The organism is Vreelandella alkaliphila (assembly GCF_016107625.1).
GTDB classification, from domain to species: Bacteria; Pseudomonadota; Gammaproteobacteria; order Pseudomonadales; family Halomonadaceae; genus Vreelandella; species Vreelandella alkaliphila.
Genome location: NZ_JABASV010000003.1, coordinates 274455 through 290280, shown reverse-complemented (window position 1 = coordinate 290280; position 15826 = coordinate 274455). Strand labels below are relative to the sequence as shown.

Below are 15826 nucleotides of genomic sequence, written 5' to 3'. Positions count from 1 at the left end.
ATAACGCGATTCGGTAACAAAACACTAAACAAAGTGACTTTCAATCGCGGCTAACGCTGTCCATACTCTCAACTATTCAATGACCTATAAGCCGTGCAGTAAATACATCAAACGGCAATTAACAGGGACACCAAAATGCATTATTCCGAAGCCAAAGAGCATACGCCTGGGCGCTTGCATACTCTTTTTGCCGACCCTTATTGCGCATTTAAAAACGACACCGATGAGCGTCAGCTTCATATCCGGGTAATGCTGCACACCCTTCTTGCCCTGCCTATGCATCACGCGCGTGCCACCCTCCGAGTTATCCATGGCTGGGAAAACGGCGGCTTCGAGCCAAGTGATCTAAAGCACAAGGACTTCCCGCTTGCCTCTTTAGATGATTTCCACCGAGTGGTTAACGAGGTCTCCTCGAACCCTCAAGAACACGAGACGTCGTTAAGCGCTAGCACGTCGCTCCTCTCAGCACCACTAGCTAGCGTATTCGCCAGCGCAGAAGCCGATGGCATCATCGTTTCTGACAAGCTGCGCAGCACACCTGCCCGCTGGCCTGCTTTGAAAGGCGGTTTAGCCATTTATACGCTCTTCAAAATGTATCATCGCTTAGTTTATGGCGAAGATGATAACTACCGCTGCTCTCAGTGCGAAACACCCGATGGCTTGCGTGAGCTGCATGAATTTCATCTCGAAGAAGGTGAATTTGCGCTGCTAGTTCCTCACATAGTTCCTCACAACGCAAAAACGCAAACTGCCGCTCCCACCATTCTCGTTATGCACGCCAGTCAGCTTGGCCCTATCGGCCAGCTCCTAAAAAGAAGTCTGCCGTTATTTCAGGATACTTGATCCGAAACGTTAAAAGCCCCGCTTATCGCGGGGCTTTTTCATGGTGCAATTAACTCAACGAAATAGTGCTATTAATACCGCTAGATACATTTTCTGGCTCAAACCAGCGGGCAGTGACCGTTTTGGTCTGCGTCCAGAAGGTAATTGCCTGCTTGCCATTCGGCCCCAAGTCGCCAAGCTTGGAAGCTCGCGAACCCGTAAAACTGAAGTACGCGACGGGTACAGGGATCGGCACGTTGATACCAATCTGGCCTACGTCGATATCGGTTTCAAAGCGCCGTGCTACCCAGCCTGAGTTAGTAAAGATCGACGTACCGTTGCCGTTAGGGTTAGCGTTGATAAACGCAATCGCGTCATCCAGCGTCTCCACACTGACCACGCATAGCACTGGGCCAAAAATTTCTTCCCGGTACACCGTCATATCAGCGGTCACATCGGCAAACAGAGTTGGGCCAACAAAGTTGCCGTTTGGATAGCCATCTACCGTGCAACCACGGCCGTCCACCAGCAGCTTAGCTCCCTCTTTCTCACCCGCTGAAATCAAGCGCTCAACGCGCTCTTTCGCTTGTGGTGAGACAAGCGGCCCTAGGTCTGCATCGCGCTGAGTGCCAGGGCCAACTTTCATGCTGCGCGCGCCTTCCTCAATATCTTTCAGCCACTCTCGCGCTTCACCGACTAGCACGACAACCGAGTTAGCCATGCAGCGCTGGCCAGCAGCACCAAACGCCGAGCCGAGTAGGCTATCAATCGCCTGACTGCGGTTGGCATCCGGCATAACAACGCAGTGGTTTTTAGCCCCCATCATCGACTGCATACGCTTTCCAGCGGCGGCGGCACGGTTGTAAAGCAAGGAGCCCACATGGGTCGAGCCAATAAACGAAAGTGCTTTAATATCCTGATGGTCGGCGATTTGGTTGGCAACATCAGGACCGCCGTGAACCACGTTTAGAACGCCGGCTGGGACGCCCGCCTCATGGGCAAGTTCAACCAGCCGCATGGTGGAACTGGGGTCTTGCTCAGACGGTTTCAGGACAAAGGTATTTCCCGTTGCGATGGCAAGCGGGAACATAAAACAGGGCAGCATAATCGGGAAGTTGAAGGCGGTAATACCTGCGCCAACGCCCAACGGCTGGTGCATAGTGTAAACATCGACTTCATTCGCGGCGTTTTCCGCCAGTTCCCCCAACTGCAGCGACGTAATTGAACAAGCGTGCTCAACGACTTCTAAACCGCGCCCTACTTCACCTTCAGCGTCAGGCAGGGTTTTACCGTGCTCTTCGGTAATTAGCGCGGCTAATTCAGCAGTATTTTCGCGTATCAGTGCCTGAAGTTTCAGCATGATGCGCATGCGCTTGCCAAGCGGCACTTTACGCCACCCTTTAAAAGCTGTTTTAGCGCTGGCAATCGCGCGTTCCACCTCTTCGGCGGTACAAAATGGTACGCGGGCAACCACTTCCTGAGTAGCCGGATTTACCACATCACGCCAATCCTGGCTTTGTGACATGACTGGCTGGCCATCGATATACATAGGGATTTCACGAACGGACATGACTTCCTTCCTCAACGTTGTGTTTGTTATGAGACGCAAAGATGAACTCTAGGGTATATCAGTAAGTTGACGTAAACGTCAATTAGCCACTTGATAAAGAGTTAGCCAACTCAGCGCTGAGTAAGCAGCCTAGGACTGATGTTCCGCCATTAAAAGGCATCATAAACGCCGTGGAGAACATCAGTTTAGAGATTGGAATGGATGTGATGCCGATTAACGCTGGATAAGCCCGTTGGTTAACCACGGCAACCAGGCGAGAAGAACAAGGGTCACTAACGTTGCTAGCAAAAACGGCAGCAGCGAGCGAAATATTTTAAGCGGCGGCGCACCCGTCATTGAGGAAGCGATAAACAGCCCTGCCCCTACGGGAGGCGTTAACAACCCCATCACCAGGGTTAAACACACCACCACACCAAACTGATAGGGGCTAATAGCGAACTGGCTTTGAGCAATGGGCATTAAAATCGGCACCACTAAGATTAGCGCCGCAATGCCATCAATCACCATTCCCACTAACAGCAGTGCGCCAATCACCAGTAGCAAGAACACGAAGGGGTCGCTGGTCAACGCGGCAATCCATGCGGCGGCCATCTGCGGAAGCTGCTCATAAATCACCACCCAGCCAAACACACCAGCGGCGGCAATCAGCATGATGACCAACCCCGCATTAATCGCCGTGCGAGTTAGCACCTGGGGTAGCTGGCTTAAACGCAGGTCACCGTATACAAAGCGGCCCATGATTAAAGCCGCTAGAGAGGCCAGCGCAGCCGACTCGGTTGGCGTGGCAACTCCCCATAGGATGCCACCAATAATGATCACTGGAATGAACAGTGCTGGTAGCCCCCAAAGCAGGTCATGAAGCGCCTGAGAGCGAGTAGGCCACTGGCCTTTAGGGTATTGCTGAACCAAGCCTACCAAGGCAATCACTATAAAAAAGCTGGTTCCCAGGAGCAGCCCCGGCAGCAACCCCGCAATAAACATTTCTGCAATAGGCACTTGGGCCATGACGCCAAACAACACAAACAGCATGGACGGCGGAATAATCGGCGACAGTAGCCCACCCGCGGCGGTAATCGCCGCGCTGTAGGATTTGTCGTAACCTTCCTGCTCCATTGCTGGCACCAGCGCACGGGACATAATGGCAATTTGCGAGGCTGCCGAACCAATAATCGCCGCCATCATCATATTGGCGACTAAATTGATATAGGCGAGACCACCGCGAAACCCTCCCACTAAAATACGCGCTAAAGCGATTAAACGGCGGGTTAAACCGCCTTCATTCATTAATTCGCCCGCCAACATAAATAACGGAATCGCCAGCAACCCATAGCTTTCAATGGCGCTAAACAGCTGTTGTGGATACGAATCAAATAACACCGTATTACCTGACATCTGGATATACCACATGGCAGTCAATGCCAGTACTAGCGCAATGGGCACAGCGCCGAGCAACAGCAGCAAGAAAACAGCAATCGTCATAAACGGACCGTCAATAGGGTAAGCAGGATTAGCGTAGCGTTTTGGCAGTGGGTGCTTGGGTCGGGGTTCGCCACTGTTTGAGTGACTGGATAAGATTTGTCCAGCCATGCAGGCTAAGGGAAAATGCAAACCACGGCACAATTAACCACGCCCAGAATTTTTTAACGCCAAGAGTGGAGGTGTTTTCAGCGTAAATAAAATTGAATGTTTGCCCTTGAAAAGCACGGGTATCAAACCCCGCTTGCACCAGTGCAAGTGGCTGATACCAACGCCAACAAAGCCACGCTAACAGCAGAGCAAATAACAGCACCATGGCATCTACCCAGATACCTATCAGTTTCCGGCCGGTTTGCGGTAGCAGATCACTCAGCAACGTGACCGCTATCCCCTGGCGGCGTTTAAACACCGTGGCGGCTATCAAAAAGGTCATCCAGATCATGGCATAAATTGCCAGCTCGCTAATCCAGTAAAGCGGGTTACCTAGCGCGCGAAACGCAATATTGGTGAGAATCAGACAGGTAACCGCCGCTGCTAAAGCAGCGGCGGCAATCTCTTCACAGCGTGCAAGCCCTGATGAAAAACGTTGCAGCATATTACTCGTCACGTAACCGGTCAGCTTCGGCGCGTAACGTTTCTAACATAGGTGCCTTAGGCGCCCAGATGTTTTCCCACTGTGCAATGGCGTCAGAGAAAAACTCAGCATCCGCTTCAACGATGTTGATATCCAAGGCGCGAATTTCCTCTTCCTGAGCGGCATCCTTCTCTTCAAAACCCACCAGCACGTTCTCTAGATGCTCAGCCATCGCAGTATCAATCAGCTCACGATCTTCTTCAGAAAGATCGCGCCATACTCTCCCAGACACGACGCCCACCATAGGGAACATCATATGGTTAGAAATCAGCAGGTTTTCTGCCTGCTCGTAGAATTTCAAAATCAAAATAGAGTCGAAATCCATATCAATGGCATCGACCTGACCGTTAGCCAGCGCGTCATATACTTCTAATAGCGGCATGGGTGCAGGGGCAGCACCAGTAGCCGTATAGAAATCACGAATCGGCTCGAAAGGGGTAATACGTAAACGCTGCCCCTGCAGATCGTCGGCGCTTTCAATAGGGTCACGACTGAGCACTTGGCGCATGCCTACCATGCCGTAGCCAACGCCAATTAAGCCGACTTCTTGTGGCATTAATTCGAGTAGCTCCCCAGCCGCGCCAGAACGCAACAGCCGTGCCGCGTGATTAACGTCATCAACCAAGTAAGGTGCGTATAGTGCGCCAAAATCGGGAATACGGTTGGAAATTTCGGCAATCGTCAAGAAAGCCATATCTAACGCGCCGGTTTGCAGCTGCTGAACCATTTGCGCTTCATTGCCAAGCTGCTGAGCTGGAAAAACACTAACGCTATGCTCGCCATCAGAGCGCTCGTTAAGTGTTTGGGCAAAGGCTTCCGCCTCGGTAGACCATAGATGCTGTGCAGGCGTGATAAGGCCGAGACGAAAATCCCGCGCTTGAGCACTCATGGCTGAAACGGCGAGCGTGGCTGTTGCGCAGGCAAGCGTAAGCGTTTTGATGCGATTCATGCAAAGCCTCTTGTATCCAGCGGAAGCGCCTAGAACGCTTCGCGTGTTTTTTTAATTGATAGGCTTTGAGAATACCTTAGCGTTAGCGTTAATGGCACCCGCCATTACGCTAACGCAACGGAGCTACTTACGCCGCTTCGTAAGCCGCTTTTAAGCGGTAGAACTCATCAACAATCGCTGCCATTTCAGTCGCGTCATACTCACATAAGCCGCTGACCACTAATTTCTTCGAGCCTACTCCAACCGCTTCTCCTGCAGACTCAATCGAGAACTCAAGTAAAGCATCAGCACGCTTGCCCTGAACCTCTAACGATGAACTCGTCAGGGCTAAGTTTGGCGAGAAACCGTCTAAGCGCTCTAAGGAAAAACCCATGCTGTCGTAAATAACCAAGGGGCGCTTGGGGTTAAACATTACCCCGTGCTGCTCCATCAAAGGCTTTAAATAGTGAGGAAAGTTCTTCCCTGAGAACGCCACATAGCAGCGGGCAAACGCCTCAATAGCCGCTTCATCGTGAGTAATCTCCCCCCCACGAGTCACCTGCAGGTAGCATTTGCCTCCTTCATCGCAGACAAGTAGATCACCATTCGCTTCTTCACTAAACTTGAGTGGTGTATCAGCTCCCACCATATTGGTGAAGCGAAATTCCATTTGTCGCGACAACCCAAACTTCACCAGCACCAGCGTAAATAGCAGGTCTCCAGGTACGCAAAAACGGCGCGCATCTGGATTGTGAATCGGGTTGTAATCGCCGGCCACGCCCTTAGCGAAACGGCTGGCCTGCTCAGCAGAGATCACAACATACTCTCCGCGTTGCGCGTAAAAATCCTTGAACATGGCTTTGCTGCCTGCCTAGCGTTGAAATCGAAAACCCATTACGGCCCCACGACGCGCATAATGCCATAAAACACGCGCTGACAGGAGTCATCTGCAAGGAAGCCCGTATGCCGAACAAGTACCTTAGGTCAAAACGTCTACCCCGCATCCTACTACTCACGCTATTAAGCGCTTTGATAGCGGCATTGGTATGGGTATTTGGCAGCTCTTGGCTGCTGAATAGCCAATGGCTACCCAAACGGCTGTCTCAAATTGAGGGGGTCGAAGTACGCTGGACGAATGCAAACAGCCTTCACCCAGGGCGCTGGGAAGTAGAGAACCTCTACTTAGCACGGGAAGACGACAGCTTGCCGATATCCGTTGAAGCCCAACGTGCAACGCTTTCGCTGTCGTTACTAGCACTTCTGCGCGGCGAACTACACATACAGACACTCGATGCCAACGGGCTTCGCCGCTTGACAGTAGGCGATATTGCTCTCGAGGCACAAGGCCAGCTGCAGGTGGCGGATACCCAGCTAAGTCGCGCTGCGTTAGCCGTTCCAAGTGTGTCGTTGGATATCAGCCAAGGCCACCTAATACGCCTTAGCGACCAAGCCTCGTTAGTACAAAATATCCAGTTGCGCGCAGATGCCTCTCTGGACAGTGTTACTACCGCGCAAATTCCCCGCGCAGAGCTCACCGCTGAACTGCTCAGCGCCCTCTCCGCACAACTGACCCTCGCGGCGCAGGCAGATGCTTGGGATGTATTTATGCCCTATTTAGAAGCGCTGCCCTGGCTGACACTTGATGGTCACGGCAACTTAGCGGGTGAACTTAACCTAAGCGATGGCAAGCTACAGCATGGCAGCGAGCTAACCTTAAATGCCCCCGAATTACGCTTAGCAGTGAACGAACAGCGCCTGCAACCCCGCGAAACAGACGACCTGCGCTGGTTGGTTGCAGAAACACCGCTTCCGCTCCACACCGCCGTTGGTGAAGGCGCCGTGCGCTTGGCGGTAGAAGACAACATGCTCAACTTTTCAACGCAACTCATCAATGTCGTCTTGGCGGATACCCACCCTTATGCCACTAATACGCAACTTCGCCTAGCGACCAGTATGCCCAATCAACGCTTAGACCAGTTAGATCTGCCCACTGGCGCCTTGTTGGAACTACAAGGCGACGTCACTCGCCTGGACATGCTTGATCGCTATCTGGCACACACTTTTGATGGCCAAGGGGTTCGGCTTGAAGGTAACGGCCAAATTGAAGCCAGCGTGACGCTACGTGACGCCAAGCCTCATGACGCCTTCTTAGCGATTCAAGCACCAACACTTGCGGCTAATTTACTTGATTTCACGGCTCAAGGAAGTGGCTCGTTGGCCGCACAACTGTCCAGCGAAGAGACGATAGACGCGACACTCACCTTCACTGACGCCACCCTTAGCCACCATCAGCGAACGTTGATGGCGGACGCGGCCATTACGTTGAATGCGCTTAGCCCACTGAACCCCGCGCTAGCGCGAGAAAACGCCACTGCCCGCCTAACCTGGCAGTCCGCGCGCTTACCTGACATTAGCGTGTTACAAACTTATCTTAAAGCCGCCCTGCCCGACCCGGCTCCATTACAATTGCTTAGCGGCCAAGCGACTAGCCGTGGACAGCTCGACTTCACCGCCGATCAAATGCGCGGTGAGATCTTTTTAACAGGAGAGCAACTAGCCACCCGCTGGCAACACACTGAACAGAACGGCGTACTGGAAAGCGACGCACAGCTTAGGTTAGCCATTCGCCGAGCGGCTCTTGATGGCACAAGGCTTGATATCAGCGGATCACGTCTGCGCTGGCAAGTGGCGGATACGCAGTCTACCAATGAGCGTTTAGAGAGTATTTTAGTGCTCAATGACGGCCGTTTTCAGCGCAGCGACAGTAACGGTGATGAAGATAAACCGCTCAGTGGTGAGTTTTCACTCGAAGGTAGCATTCAGCAGCTGGGATTCTTAAATACCTTTTTACCCGACGCCCATGGCTTGGCAATTGCGGGTAACGGCCAACTGTTCGCTCAAGGGGCTTTTCGTAATGACCATTTACTTGCCCCCACCCGCCTACGAGTGAATGCCAATCAGCTTGAGGTGGCATTTTTAGATTACGTCGCCACTGGGCGTGGCGAATTGACTGCCCAGCTCGACACGTCTGAGCAGGCCCAGCTTTCACTAGGCATTCCACACTTTGCGCTTATGCGCCAGGACGATGACCGCCCCCATTTGGAAGGCCGCCACTTTGCCCTCACAACCGAAACTGAACGTTTCAGTGACGTGCTGGACTCGCCAGAGCCCGATTTCTTCACTACTCGCATCGCACTGCCTATTACGGAGGTGCCCGACTTCACCCGCTATAACCGTTACCTACCTGAAAATGCCGGGGTTACCTTATTGGGCGGCCAAGCTAGCCTAACCAGCGAATGGCTGCTGGATGGGCTTACCGCACAGGGTGACATGACACTGCGTGCGTTTGGTGCCGAGCTAGCGCTACTTGATCAACAGCTTAAGGGCGATGTTGAACTGCATCTGCAACTCACCGAAGGTGATTTAGAAACACGGCGCTTCAATGCCAATGACTCATTTCTGCGCCTGGAAAACGTCTTTCGGCAAAGCTCTGAAGGTGCACAAGATGCTGGCTGGTGGGTACAACTCACTATGGACGAAGCACAGCTTGAGTGGGACGACCCAATTCGTCTAACCAGCCAACTGCGTCTTGGCATGCGCGACACCGGGCTACTGGCCCGGCTCTTTCTCGCCCGCGCCAGACAAAGTGATTGGCTGGGGCGGTTATTAAACGTGCATGACATTAACGGTAGCGCGCAGCTTCAGATCAACGGCGAACGCATACGCCTACATGATCTCACGCTTAGCGGCGGACCACTTTTGCTACTTTCCGATGTCACCTTAGCTGAAAAAAGCGCCAATGGTGCGCTCTATGCACACCTTGGCGCTCTAGGGATAGGTGTAGAGCTGATCGACAGCGAACCCACGTTAAAGGTACTGCAACCAAGACGCTGGTTTGATCGCTGGCGAGAAGCAAATGCGTTTTGAAAGACAAAGAAAAAGAAGGAAGCAGAGGCAAACACGCCTTCCTTTCGCGGCATCACCAAAGGAAGGCCACCCGGCTAACGTTTTTTACGCTCTCGCCGGATCATCCGTACTCGCTCTTTAGCTTTCTGAGGGGTTGATAGCGGTGCCGAAGCCTCATCTTGCGTTTTCGGTGGTAGCGTAACCCAGGCAAATACCGGTAGCGCCAGATGCCAGTGAATCGCCGCTAGGCGCAACCCAAGTGTCACCGTTAATGCAGCTGCAATCGCAAAGGTTAGCGGCGCCTCTAACGCATCGAACACCACATACACCATGCCACCCGCCAAGGCTGCCGTTGCGTAGATCTCTTCACGGAGCACCATGGGCACCCGCTGGGCTAGCACATCACGAATCATACCACCCGCTACCCCTGTCATCATGCCCATTAACACCGCCACAACGCCTGATGTGCCCAGTAGCAGTGCTTTATGGGTGCCTATGACAGTAAATAGCGCCAGCCCAAACGCATCCGCAACGGGCAAAAAGCCCCGAGAGAGGCGATGAATATAGTGAAACCCCACCAAAGACACACCCACTGTGGCTAATATCACCCACAAATAGGTCGGATCAGTCACCCAGAAGACCGGACGGACGCCCAGCACCAAATCTCTGAGTGTGCCGCCGCCAATGCCGGTCACCGCCGCCAGCACCAGCATGCCGAAGGGGTCCATTCGCGAACGACAGGCTAAAATCACACCTGACAAGGCGAATACGATGACACCCGCCATATCCAACCAATAAATCACACCCGACACGCGACTCTCCTTGGAGACATGCTAATAAGGCGAGCAGGATAGCACTCCTATGAGTACTCGGGTCATAGCGAAGAAGATGAGATCACTAATCAGTGGCTGTCATGCAGTACGCAGGCCAATATACGCTGAGTAGGTTAGGCTAGTGGATAGCTTCATCCATAAACAGCAAGGAGCACACATGGACTGGAACCCTGCTTATACTTGGCTGGTGATTGCTCTGCTGCTAAGTCTCGCAGAATTGACGTCTGGCGCAATGTTACTGCTTGCGCTGGGAATTGCTGCGGCGCTGACCGCTGCGGTAACTGCACTAGGGTTATCGCTGCCGTGGCAGTTACTTAGTATGGGGATTTTCGCGGGTGTCTTAGTGCCTTTAGGCGTTATGGTTATTCGTCCGCGCTTTTCGCCAAAAGGTGTGGCCTACGGCACGACCGGCACGGGCGTTGAAAAAGGTAATCATTACAAAACACTGGTTCGCGACTTTGACAACGCCACTGGCATTAAAGTGAACGGTGATTTCTACCGTTTGCGTGTCATTGAGAGCGGTGATACCAACTTGCCGCCAGGAACCCGAGTCATCTTTAAGCGCTTTGAAGGTACGACGGCCTTAGTGACGCTGACACCTCCAGATAACGCTAGCCCCCAGGATGCAATTTCCCCACGCAAGGAGCCATAAGCATGAATAACCTCATGGATTTATCAATTAGCCCAGGCCTGCTTATCAGCCTGATTATTGTCGTTATTGGCGTGCTCATCATCTCGAAAGGATTGGTCATTGTTCGCCAGTCAGAAGTGATGGTGATTGAGCGATTAGGTTCGTTTCATCGCGTACTTGAAAGCGGCATCAACATCATTATTCCGTTTATTGAGCAGCCACGCGCGATCACAATGCTGCGCTATCGCAAAATGGGCGAAGACTACACAGCCATTACCAGCGATGAAATCCGCATTGACCGCCGTGAAACGGTCATGGACTTCCCAGGCCAGCCAGTCGTCACCACGGATAACGTCACCGTGAGGATCAACGGCGCGCTTTACTATCAAATTATCGACCCTAAACGAGCTGTCTATGAAGTAGAGAATATGAGCCAAGCAGTCGAGGTTTTGGCTAAAACCACGCTTCGCTCAGTGGTCGGTAAGATGGAGCTAGATAAACTGTTTGAGTCTCGTGCCGAAGTTAACAATGAAATCCAGGCAGCGATGGAAGAGCCCGCTTCCAAATGGGGTGTCAAAATCTCTCGGGTAGAGGTGCAGGATATCGCCATGCCAGAAGAGGTAGAGTCTGCGATGCGCCTGCAGATGGCTGCTGAACGTAAACGCCGCGCCACAGTGACAGAAGCAGAAGGTGAAAAGTCTGCAGCCATTGCAATGGCTCAAGGACAGCGTGAGTCGGCCATTCTTAACGCCCAGGGGGATAAAGAGTCGGCGATTTTACGCGCTCAAGGTGAGCAGGAATCCATCAAACTCGTGCTTAGTGCCATCGGCGATAGCGAAGAGAACAAGCGCACCGTAGTTGGCTATCTACTTGGCCAAAGCTATATCAAAGGGCTGCCCAACATGGCGAAAGATGGTGAGCGGGTATTCGTGCCTTACGAGTCCTCTGCTCTACTGGGGTCAATGGGCATGTTCCGTGAAATGGCAGGATCACCTGAAGATACTGTCGCCAACCATCTCAAAAATCGCAACAGCAGCGAGAGCGGCTTCCGCAGCGGCATCGTAGGCGGCGCCGCATCCACTTAAAAAGTATGCTTTTAATAATACTGCGCTAGTTACTATTTCTATCAACTACTTCTATCAGCTATTTCTATCAGCGACGCAAAACCTGCCAAGGCTGGGCCAACAGAGGCCCAGCTCATTTCGCCACTTCCTAGAAACATTTATTAACGTTGACGAAACAACCATCGCCTTGGGCATATTTTTAGTTAAACTGGGAAGAATCTTTGCTGTTTGCCTCATGTGCGCCTCAATCAACTCGTAAGTTTTGATTGAAGTACTTACAAGAAGAAGGATCATAATCAGAGGATTAGACGTTCATCATGCTGCCTCGTTGGCTTGCCATACGTCATTACACTCAGCTGCTCCTAATACTGACCACGCTTGTGATGCTTCCAAGCGGGCTTTTCGCTGCTTCCCCGCCACAACCACTGCAAAGTTGGGAATATCGCTGGGGCGATTCTCCGCAAGATTCAAATAATCGCCTTCTATGGCTGCACAGCAACGCAAGCGAGTGGCAGGCGATTGATTCTCCATTTAACCCGCCTGGCCGCGAGGGGCACGAACATCTCTGGTTACGCACGACGCTACCCGCCGGAGACTGGAACGATCCAGTTCTCTTCATCACTAGCATGAATCTTATCGGACAGGTTTATCTAGGTGACAAACTTATTTACCAATACGGCGAGTTTGACGCCCAGGGTAAGGGGAGCTTTGCAGGTTGGCCCTGGCATATGATCGACTTACCCGACGATGCTACCGGGCAATTGCTCACTTTTCGCTTCTACTCTTACTACACCAGCATTGGTCTATGGGGCCAAGTACAAGTGATGGAACGTAGTGATGTACTAAATCAGGTTATTCACGACTCTGCTCAGGATCTTGGCGTGAGTGCGCTGGTGTTGGTGCTGGCAATTCTGGCAACTATTTTCGCGTTGATAGGGCCACAACGCCAAGGCTTTGGTGCCATTGCTCTGTTTGCCTATGCTTCAGGGTTGATGTTGCTTGCTGAAACTCCTGCTCGCCAGCTAATTTCAGATGACGCTCTGGGTTGGGACATGTTGCGAGCGGGCAGCTACTATACACTGCCAGTGGCATTGGGCTTATTACTCAGCAACTGGCTGGAAGGCACGGCCAAACGCTGGATCACACGGCTATGGGTAACCCATCTGCTATACCTCGTTTTCGCTATGGGTTTAGTTTTGTTGGGCGTGATCAGTCTTTCGCTTACTTTTCCCATCTTTGACGTCATGCTAGCCATCTCGCTCCCTGTCATGTTGGTGCTAGCACTCATGCGCTTTCAATGGCTGAATGTGGAGCAGCGACTACTAGTAGTGAGTTTTACTTTCTTCGCCCCACTGCTGTTAGCCGACATGGCCGTCGCCCATGGTTTTGTAGCCTGGCGCAGCGTTCCATTAAGCTATGGAACATTAGCTTTCGCTGTCGCCAACGCTGCTATTTTTCTGTGGCACTATCGCCATACTCAACAACAACTTGCCCTTGCAAATGAAACTCTTGAGCAACAAGTAGCGTCCCGTACCGCTGATCTTGACCGACTCGTTCAGGAGTTAGATAGCCTATCCCGCAAAGATCCATTGACGGGTCTGCATAATCGTCGCCACTTCGACTCAGCATTTGAGCACCAGTGCCAGCGAGTACGACAGCCTACCAGCCAACTCTCTGTACTGATGCTGGATGTGGACTATTTCAAACAGATCAACGACGATTTTGGTCATGATGCAGGAGACGCCGTTCTGGTGGATATTGCACAGTTGCTGCGACAACATCTACGTGATCTCGACGTCATCTGTCGTTTTGGTGGGGAGGAATTTGTTGCCTTGCTGCCTGCCACATCGCGAACTGTTGCCGAATCCAGAGCAAAAGCACTGCTAATATCCATCTCGAAAACGGCATTTGCTCATCAGGGTATACCGCTTCGGCAGATCACGCTTTCCTGCGGTATCGCCACTTACCCTGATCACACCCAAGACCCCAAGACATTGCTACGACTTGCCGACGAGGCACTTTATCAAGCAAAACACAGCGGGCGAAACCGCTGTGTTGTTTGGGAAGACTCTCTTGAAGATAAAGGCTTTTTATTCAGTAAACAGCAAACACTATGAACGTTAATGGCGTGGATTGTTAAGCAGAATCTGTCTTCAAAAAGTGCTCCACAAACACCTTATAGTCTTGAGATACACAGTCGGCATAGGCAATTGCCAGGGTCGTCACTACCTCAATAAACTGCGCTTCGCGACCTTCTAAACGTTGGCATACCGCGTTAGCAAATGGTGCTGACTGACCACGGTGAAGCGCCTGGGCACCGCGCACATGTTCACGTGCGAGAATTTCACCCCATTGGCGCGCTAATTTACGGTAAGACTTCCCCCCTGAAAGCTTATGAGTAGGCACATCTTTTTTAAACGGAGAGCGCTCTCGAACCGAAAAAACTTTGCCATTCATGGTCAGCCAACCCAAGTAGGCATCGGGGTGTTCGGCAATGGCATGAAATGCCGCTGCATGGCGAATGCCTTCATTAGGAAATAACTTTCGCCACGCCTGTTGCTGGGCTTTATTCATTAAGCCATAAGCTTCCGGTGCTACTTGTTCTTTAACATCTAATATAACGTCGTCGTGTTCATGATCCGCGCCACCCTCAATCAAAACATAATAACGCTCTACGCCTAACGACCCCGTTCCCGCACCAAGGCGGCGAACGGTGTCTTTGACACGAAAATGTTTTGGGTCACTCTCTTTGATCGGGTGCTGTAACGTCTGTTGATATTCTTGCTCAATCAAACGACGCAGCTGGCTGGCGACATCTGCTGGTAAGTTCGCAAGCTTCCCAGAGCGCTCAGCGAACATGCGCCCTTTCTGACTATCGAGGGTTGTCCATTTTTCCAGCATACGCGCCCGACTCTGCTTATCAGCGACGTTGCCCATGAAGGCCTTCAATGGTCCCTTGGCGCTATCCAGAGTCACCGCTTCAATAGGTTGCTCGTTAGTCAGCTTATCTTTTTCATAAGCTTCTTGGCTATAAACAGCTAGCGTATGGATATACCCCTCTAACAGCTTTTTCAGCGCTTTAGCCGTCGCTTTAGCACTTAACGCGGCGTTTTCACGGCTGTCCAGTACCACGCTGATCGCCAACCGCCATACATCGTATTGATAGTCACCTATCAACGCGTCATCGAAGTCATCCATACCGTAGCGCACTTGGTCATCGTGATGACCATAAGCGCCGAAGTTATAAACGTGCGCATCGCCCTGAAGCCACGTTTGGGTATTAGGCCATCCACCGAATAGCGCAAAGCGCCAGTCGTGCCAAACGTCTTGCCAATACAAGTGATTAGTTCCACGAAAGAATCGGTAGGGAGACACGGCCATTTTGGCGTACTTTGCTTGGCGGTGCGCTGCATTGAGCGGCGCATTCACCTGCTGAATTGCCTCAATCACTTGTTGTGGGCGGTTATGCCCGGTTAGTGCATGGCTCATCGCGTTGCCTTTATCGGTGCGTAAAAAGCAGTCTGCTATTAGCGTAGGAGATAAACGTTAACAGAATAAGTCATTCACAAATTATGCCCATGCCCAGCTAACTAGCGCCGCCAGGTTGATCAGCACCGTCATCCAGAATACACGCCTGAAAGCGCGCTTTTGTGTTTTGTGGCGAAGCCATTGCTGTGCAACCATTGCCCCAGGCCAGCCGCCCAATAGTGACAACACATGCAAAGTATTTTCGGAAATCCGCTGCGCGTTTTTTTGTGCGGCGGATTTATCTACCACATAAGTAAGACATGTCACCACGCTGACCGCTAGGTAGATGAACAGCAACCACATAGGTAGCTTTTCGATGACGACCGCGGCGGCCAGTAGCGCAAAAAATGTCAGCGTTATGACAAGTGACCGCCCCACAGTGCCTTTCACGTGCCGAGGTGCGCTAGCCTTTCTATTCAACATGAGTGTTTTGC

Annotated in this window: 13 protein-coding genes; 5 read left to right on the top strand and 8 right to left on the bottom strand. The window is 52.0% G+C overall.

The genetic code is table 11. The features are described 5' to 3' along the window. Positions 1-135: 135 nt before the first annotated feature. On the top strand, positions 136-843 hold the full coding sequence (locus JFC11_RS06525) for a hypothetical protein (RefSeq protein ID WP_198349019.1): 708 nt from the start codon (positions 136-138) through the stop codon (positions 841-843). A 49-nt stretch (positions 844-892) separates the two neighbouring features. Here the strand turns inward: JFC11_RS06525 and JFC11_RS06520 are convergent, their stop codons facing one another. The 5 genes from JFC11_RS06520 to JFC11_RS06500 all read right to left on the bottom strand — a co-directional run bounded on the left by JFC11_RS06520 (position 893) and on the right by JFC11_RS06500 (position 6286). Further along, positions 893-2392 (bottom strand): CoA-acylating methylmalonate-semialdehyde dehydrogenase, encoded by a 1500-nt coding sequence (locus JFC11_RS06520; RefSeq protein ID WP_193060479.1) that lies wholly within the window; start codon positions 2390-2392, stop codon positions 893-895. 213 nt (positions 2393-2605) lie between these two features. Beyond that, on the bottom strand, positions 2606-3871 hold the full coding sequence (locus tag JFC11_RS06515; RefSeq protein WP_198349018.1) for a TRAP transporter large permease: 1266 nt from the start codon (positions 3869-3871) through the stop codon (positions 2606-2608). A gap of 28 nt (positions 3872-3899) precedes the next feature. Continuing rightward, positions 3900-4463 (bottom strand): TRAP transporter small permease, encoded by a 564-nt coding sequence (locus tag JFC11_RS06510; protein ID WP_198349017.1) that lies wholly within the window; start codon positions 4461-4463, stop codon positions 3900-3902. 1 nt (position 4464) lies between these two features. Beyond that, complete coding sequence (locus JFC11_RS06505; RefSeq protein WP_198349016.1) at positions 4465-5451, bottom strand: TRAP transporter substrate-binding protein; 987 nt, start codon at positions 5449-5451, stop codon at positions 4465-4467. A gap of 127 nt (positions 5452-5578) precedes the next feature. After that, positions 5579-6286, bottom strand: a complete 708-nt coding sequence (locus tag JFC11_RS06500; RefSeq protein WP_038477280.1) for a DUF3581 family protein — start codon at positions 6284-6286, stop codon at positions 5579-5581. 107 nt (positions 6287-6393) lie between these two features. Here JFC11_RS06500 and JFC11_RS06495 point away from each other — a divergent pair, with 107 nt between their 5' ends. After that, on the top strand, positions 6394-9357 hold the full coding sequence (locus tag JFC11_RS06495) for a translocation/assembly module TamB domain-containing protein (protein ID WP_198349015.1): 2964 nt from the start codon (positions 6394-6396) through the stop codon (positions 9355-9357). A gap of 74 nt (positions 9358-9431) precedes the next feature. Here the strand turns inward: JFC11_RS06495 and JFC11_RS06490 are convergent, their stop codons facing one another. Further along, positions 9432-10148 carry a trimeric intracellular cation channel family protein gene (locus JFC11_RS06490; protein ID WP_084183582.1) on the bottom strand — a complete coding sequence of 239 codons (717 nt, stop codon included), beginning with the start codon at positions 10146-10148 and terminating at the stop codon, positions 9432-9434. Between the two features lie 178 nt (positions 10149-10326). Here JFC11_RS06490 and JFC11_RS06485 point away from each other — a divergent pair, with 178 nt between their 5' ends. From JFC11_RS06485 to JFC11_RS06475, 3 genes are all read left to right on the top strand, one after another. Beyond that, a complete protein-coding gene (locus JFC11_RS06485) occupies positions 10327-10821 on the top strand; it encodes an NfeD family protein (RefSeq protein ID WP_193060215.1) in 495 nt (164 codons plus the stop codon). A gap of 14 nt (positions 10822-10835) precedes the next feature. Further along, positions 10836-11885 carry an SPFH domain-containing protein gene (locus tag JFC11_RS06480; protein WP_038486155.1) on the top strand — a complete coding sequence of 350 codons (1050 nt, stop codon included), beginning with the start codon at positions 10836-10838 and terminating at the stop codon, positions 11883-11885. Positions 11886-12181: 296 nt separating this feature from the next. After that, complete coding sequence (locus JFC11_RS06475) at positions 12182-13981, top strand: GGDEF domain-containing protein (RefSeq protein WP_198349014.1); 1800 nt, start codon at positions 12182-12184, stop codon at positions 13979-13981. 19 nt (positions 13982-14000) lie between these two features. Here JFC11_RS06475 and JFC11_RS06470 read toward each other — a convergent pair whose 3' ends face one another. Next, on the bottom strand, positions 14001-15353 hold the full coding sequence (locus JFC11_RS06470; RefSeq protein ID WP_038477292.1) for a DUF2252 domain-containing protein: 1353 nt from the start codon (positions 15351-15353) through the stop codon (positions 14001-14003). Positions 15354-15434: 81 nt separating this feature from the next. Continuing rightward, positions 15435-15815: a DUF1294 domain-containing protein gene (locus tag JFC11_RS06465; RefSeq protein WP_120386533.1), complete on the bottom strand. Its 381-nt coding sequence runs from the start codon at positions 15813-15815 to the stop codon at positions 15435-15437. Positions 15816-15826 lie beyond the last annotated feature (11 nt).

Bases quoted from the DNA above. Each gene is read 5' to 3' on its own strand.
- JFC11_RS06525 (WP_198349019.1), top strand. From the start codon at position 136: ATGCATTATTCCGAAGCCAAAGAGCATACGCCTGGGCGCTTGCATACT.
- JFC11_RS06520 (WP_193060479.1), bottom strand. From the start codon at position 2,392: ATGTCCGTTCGTGAAATCCCTATGTATATCGATGGCCAGCCAGTCATG.
- JFC11_RS06515 (WP_198349018.1), bottom strand. From the start codon at position 3,871: ATGACGATTGCTGTTTTCTTGCTGCTGTTGCTCGGCGCTGTGCCCATT.
- JFC11_RS06510 (WP_198349017.1), bottom strand. From the start codon at position 4,463: ATGCTGCAACGTTTTTCATCAGGGCTTGCACGCTGTGAAGAGATTGCC.
- JFC11_RS06505 (WP_198349016.1), bottom strand. From the start codon at position 5,451: ATGAATCGCATCAAAACGCTTACGCTTGCCTGCGCAACAGCCACGCTC.
- JFC11_RS06500 (WP_038477280.1), bottom strand. From the start codon at position 6,286: ATGTTCAAGGATTTTTACGCGCAACGCGGAGAGTATGTTGTGATCTCT.
- JFC11_RS06495 (WP_198349015.1), top strand. From the start codon at position 6,394: ATGCCGAACAAGTACCTTAGGTCAAAACGTCTACCCCGCATCCTACTA.
- JFC11_RS06485 (WP_193060215.1), top strand. From the start codon at position 10,327: ATGGACTGGAACCCTGCTTATACTTGGCTGGTGATTGCTCTGCTGCTA.
- JFC11_RS06480 (WP_038486155.1), top strand. From the start codon at position 10,836: ATGGATTTATCAATTAGCCCAGGCCTGCTTATCAGCCTGATTATTGTC.
- JFC11_RS06475 (WP_198349014.1), top strand. From the start codon at position 12,182: ATGCTGCCTCGTTGGCTTGCCATACGTCATTACACTCAGCTGCTCCTA.
- JFC11_RS06470 (WP_038477292.1), bottom strand. From the start codon at position 15,353: ATGAGCCATGCACTAACCGGGCATAACCGCCCACAACAAGTGATTGAG.
- JFC11_RS06465 (WP_120386533.1), bottom strand. From the start codon at position 15,815: ATGTTGAATAGAAAGGCTAGCGCACCTCGGCACGTGAAAGGCACTGTG.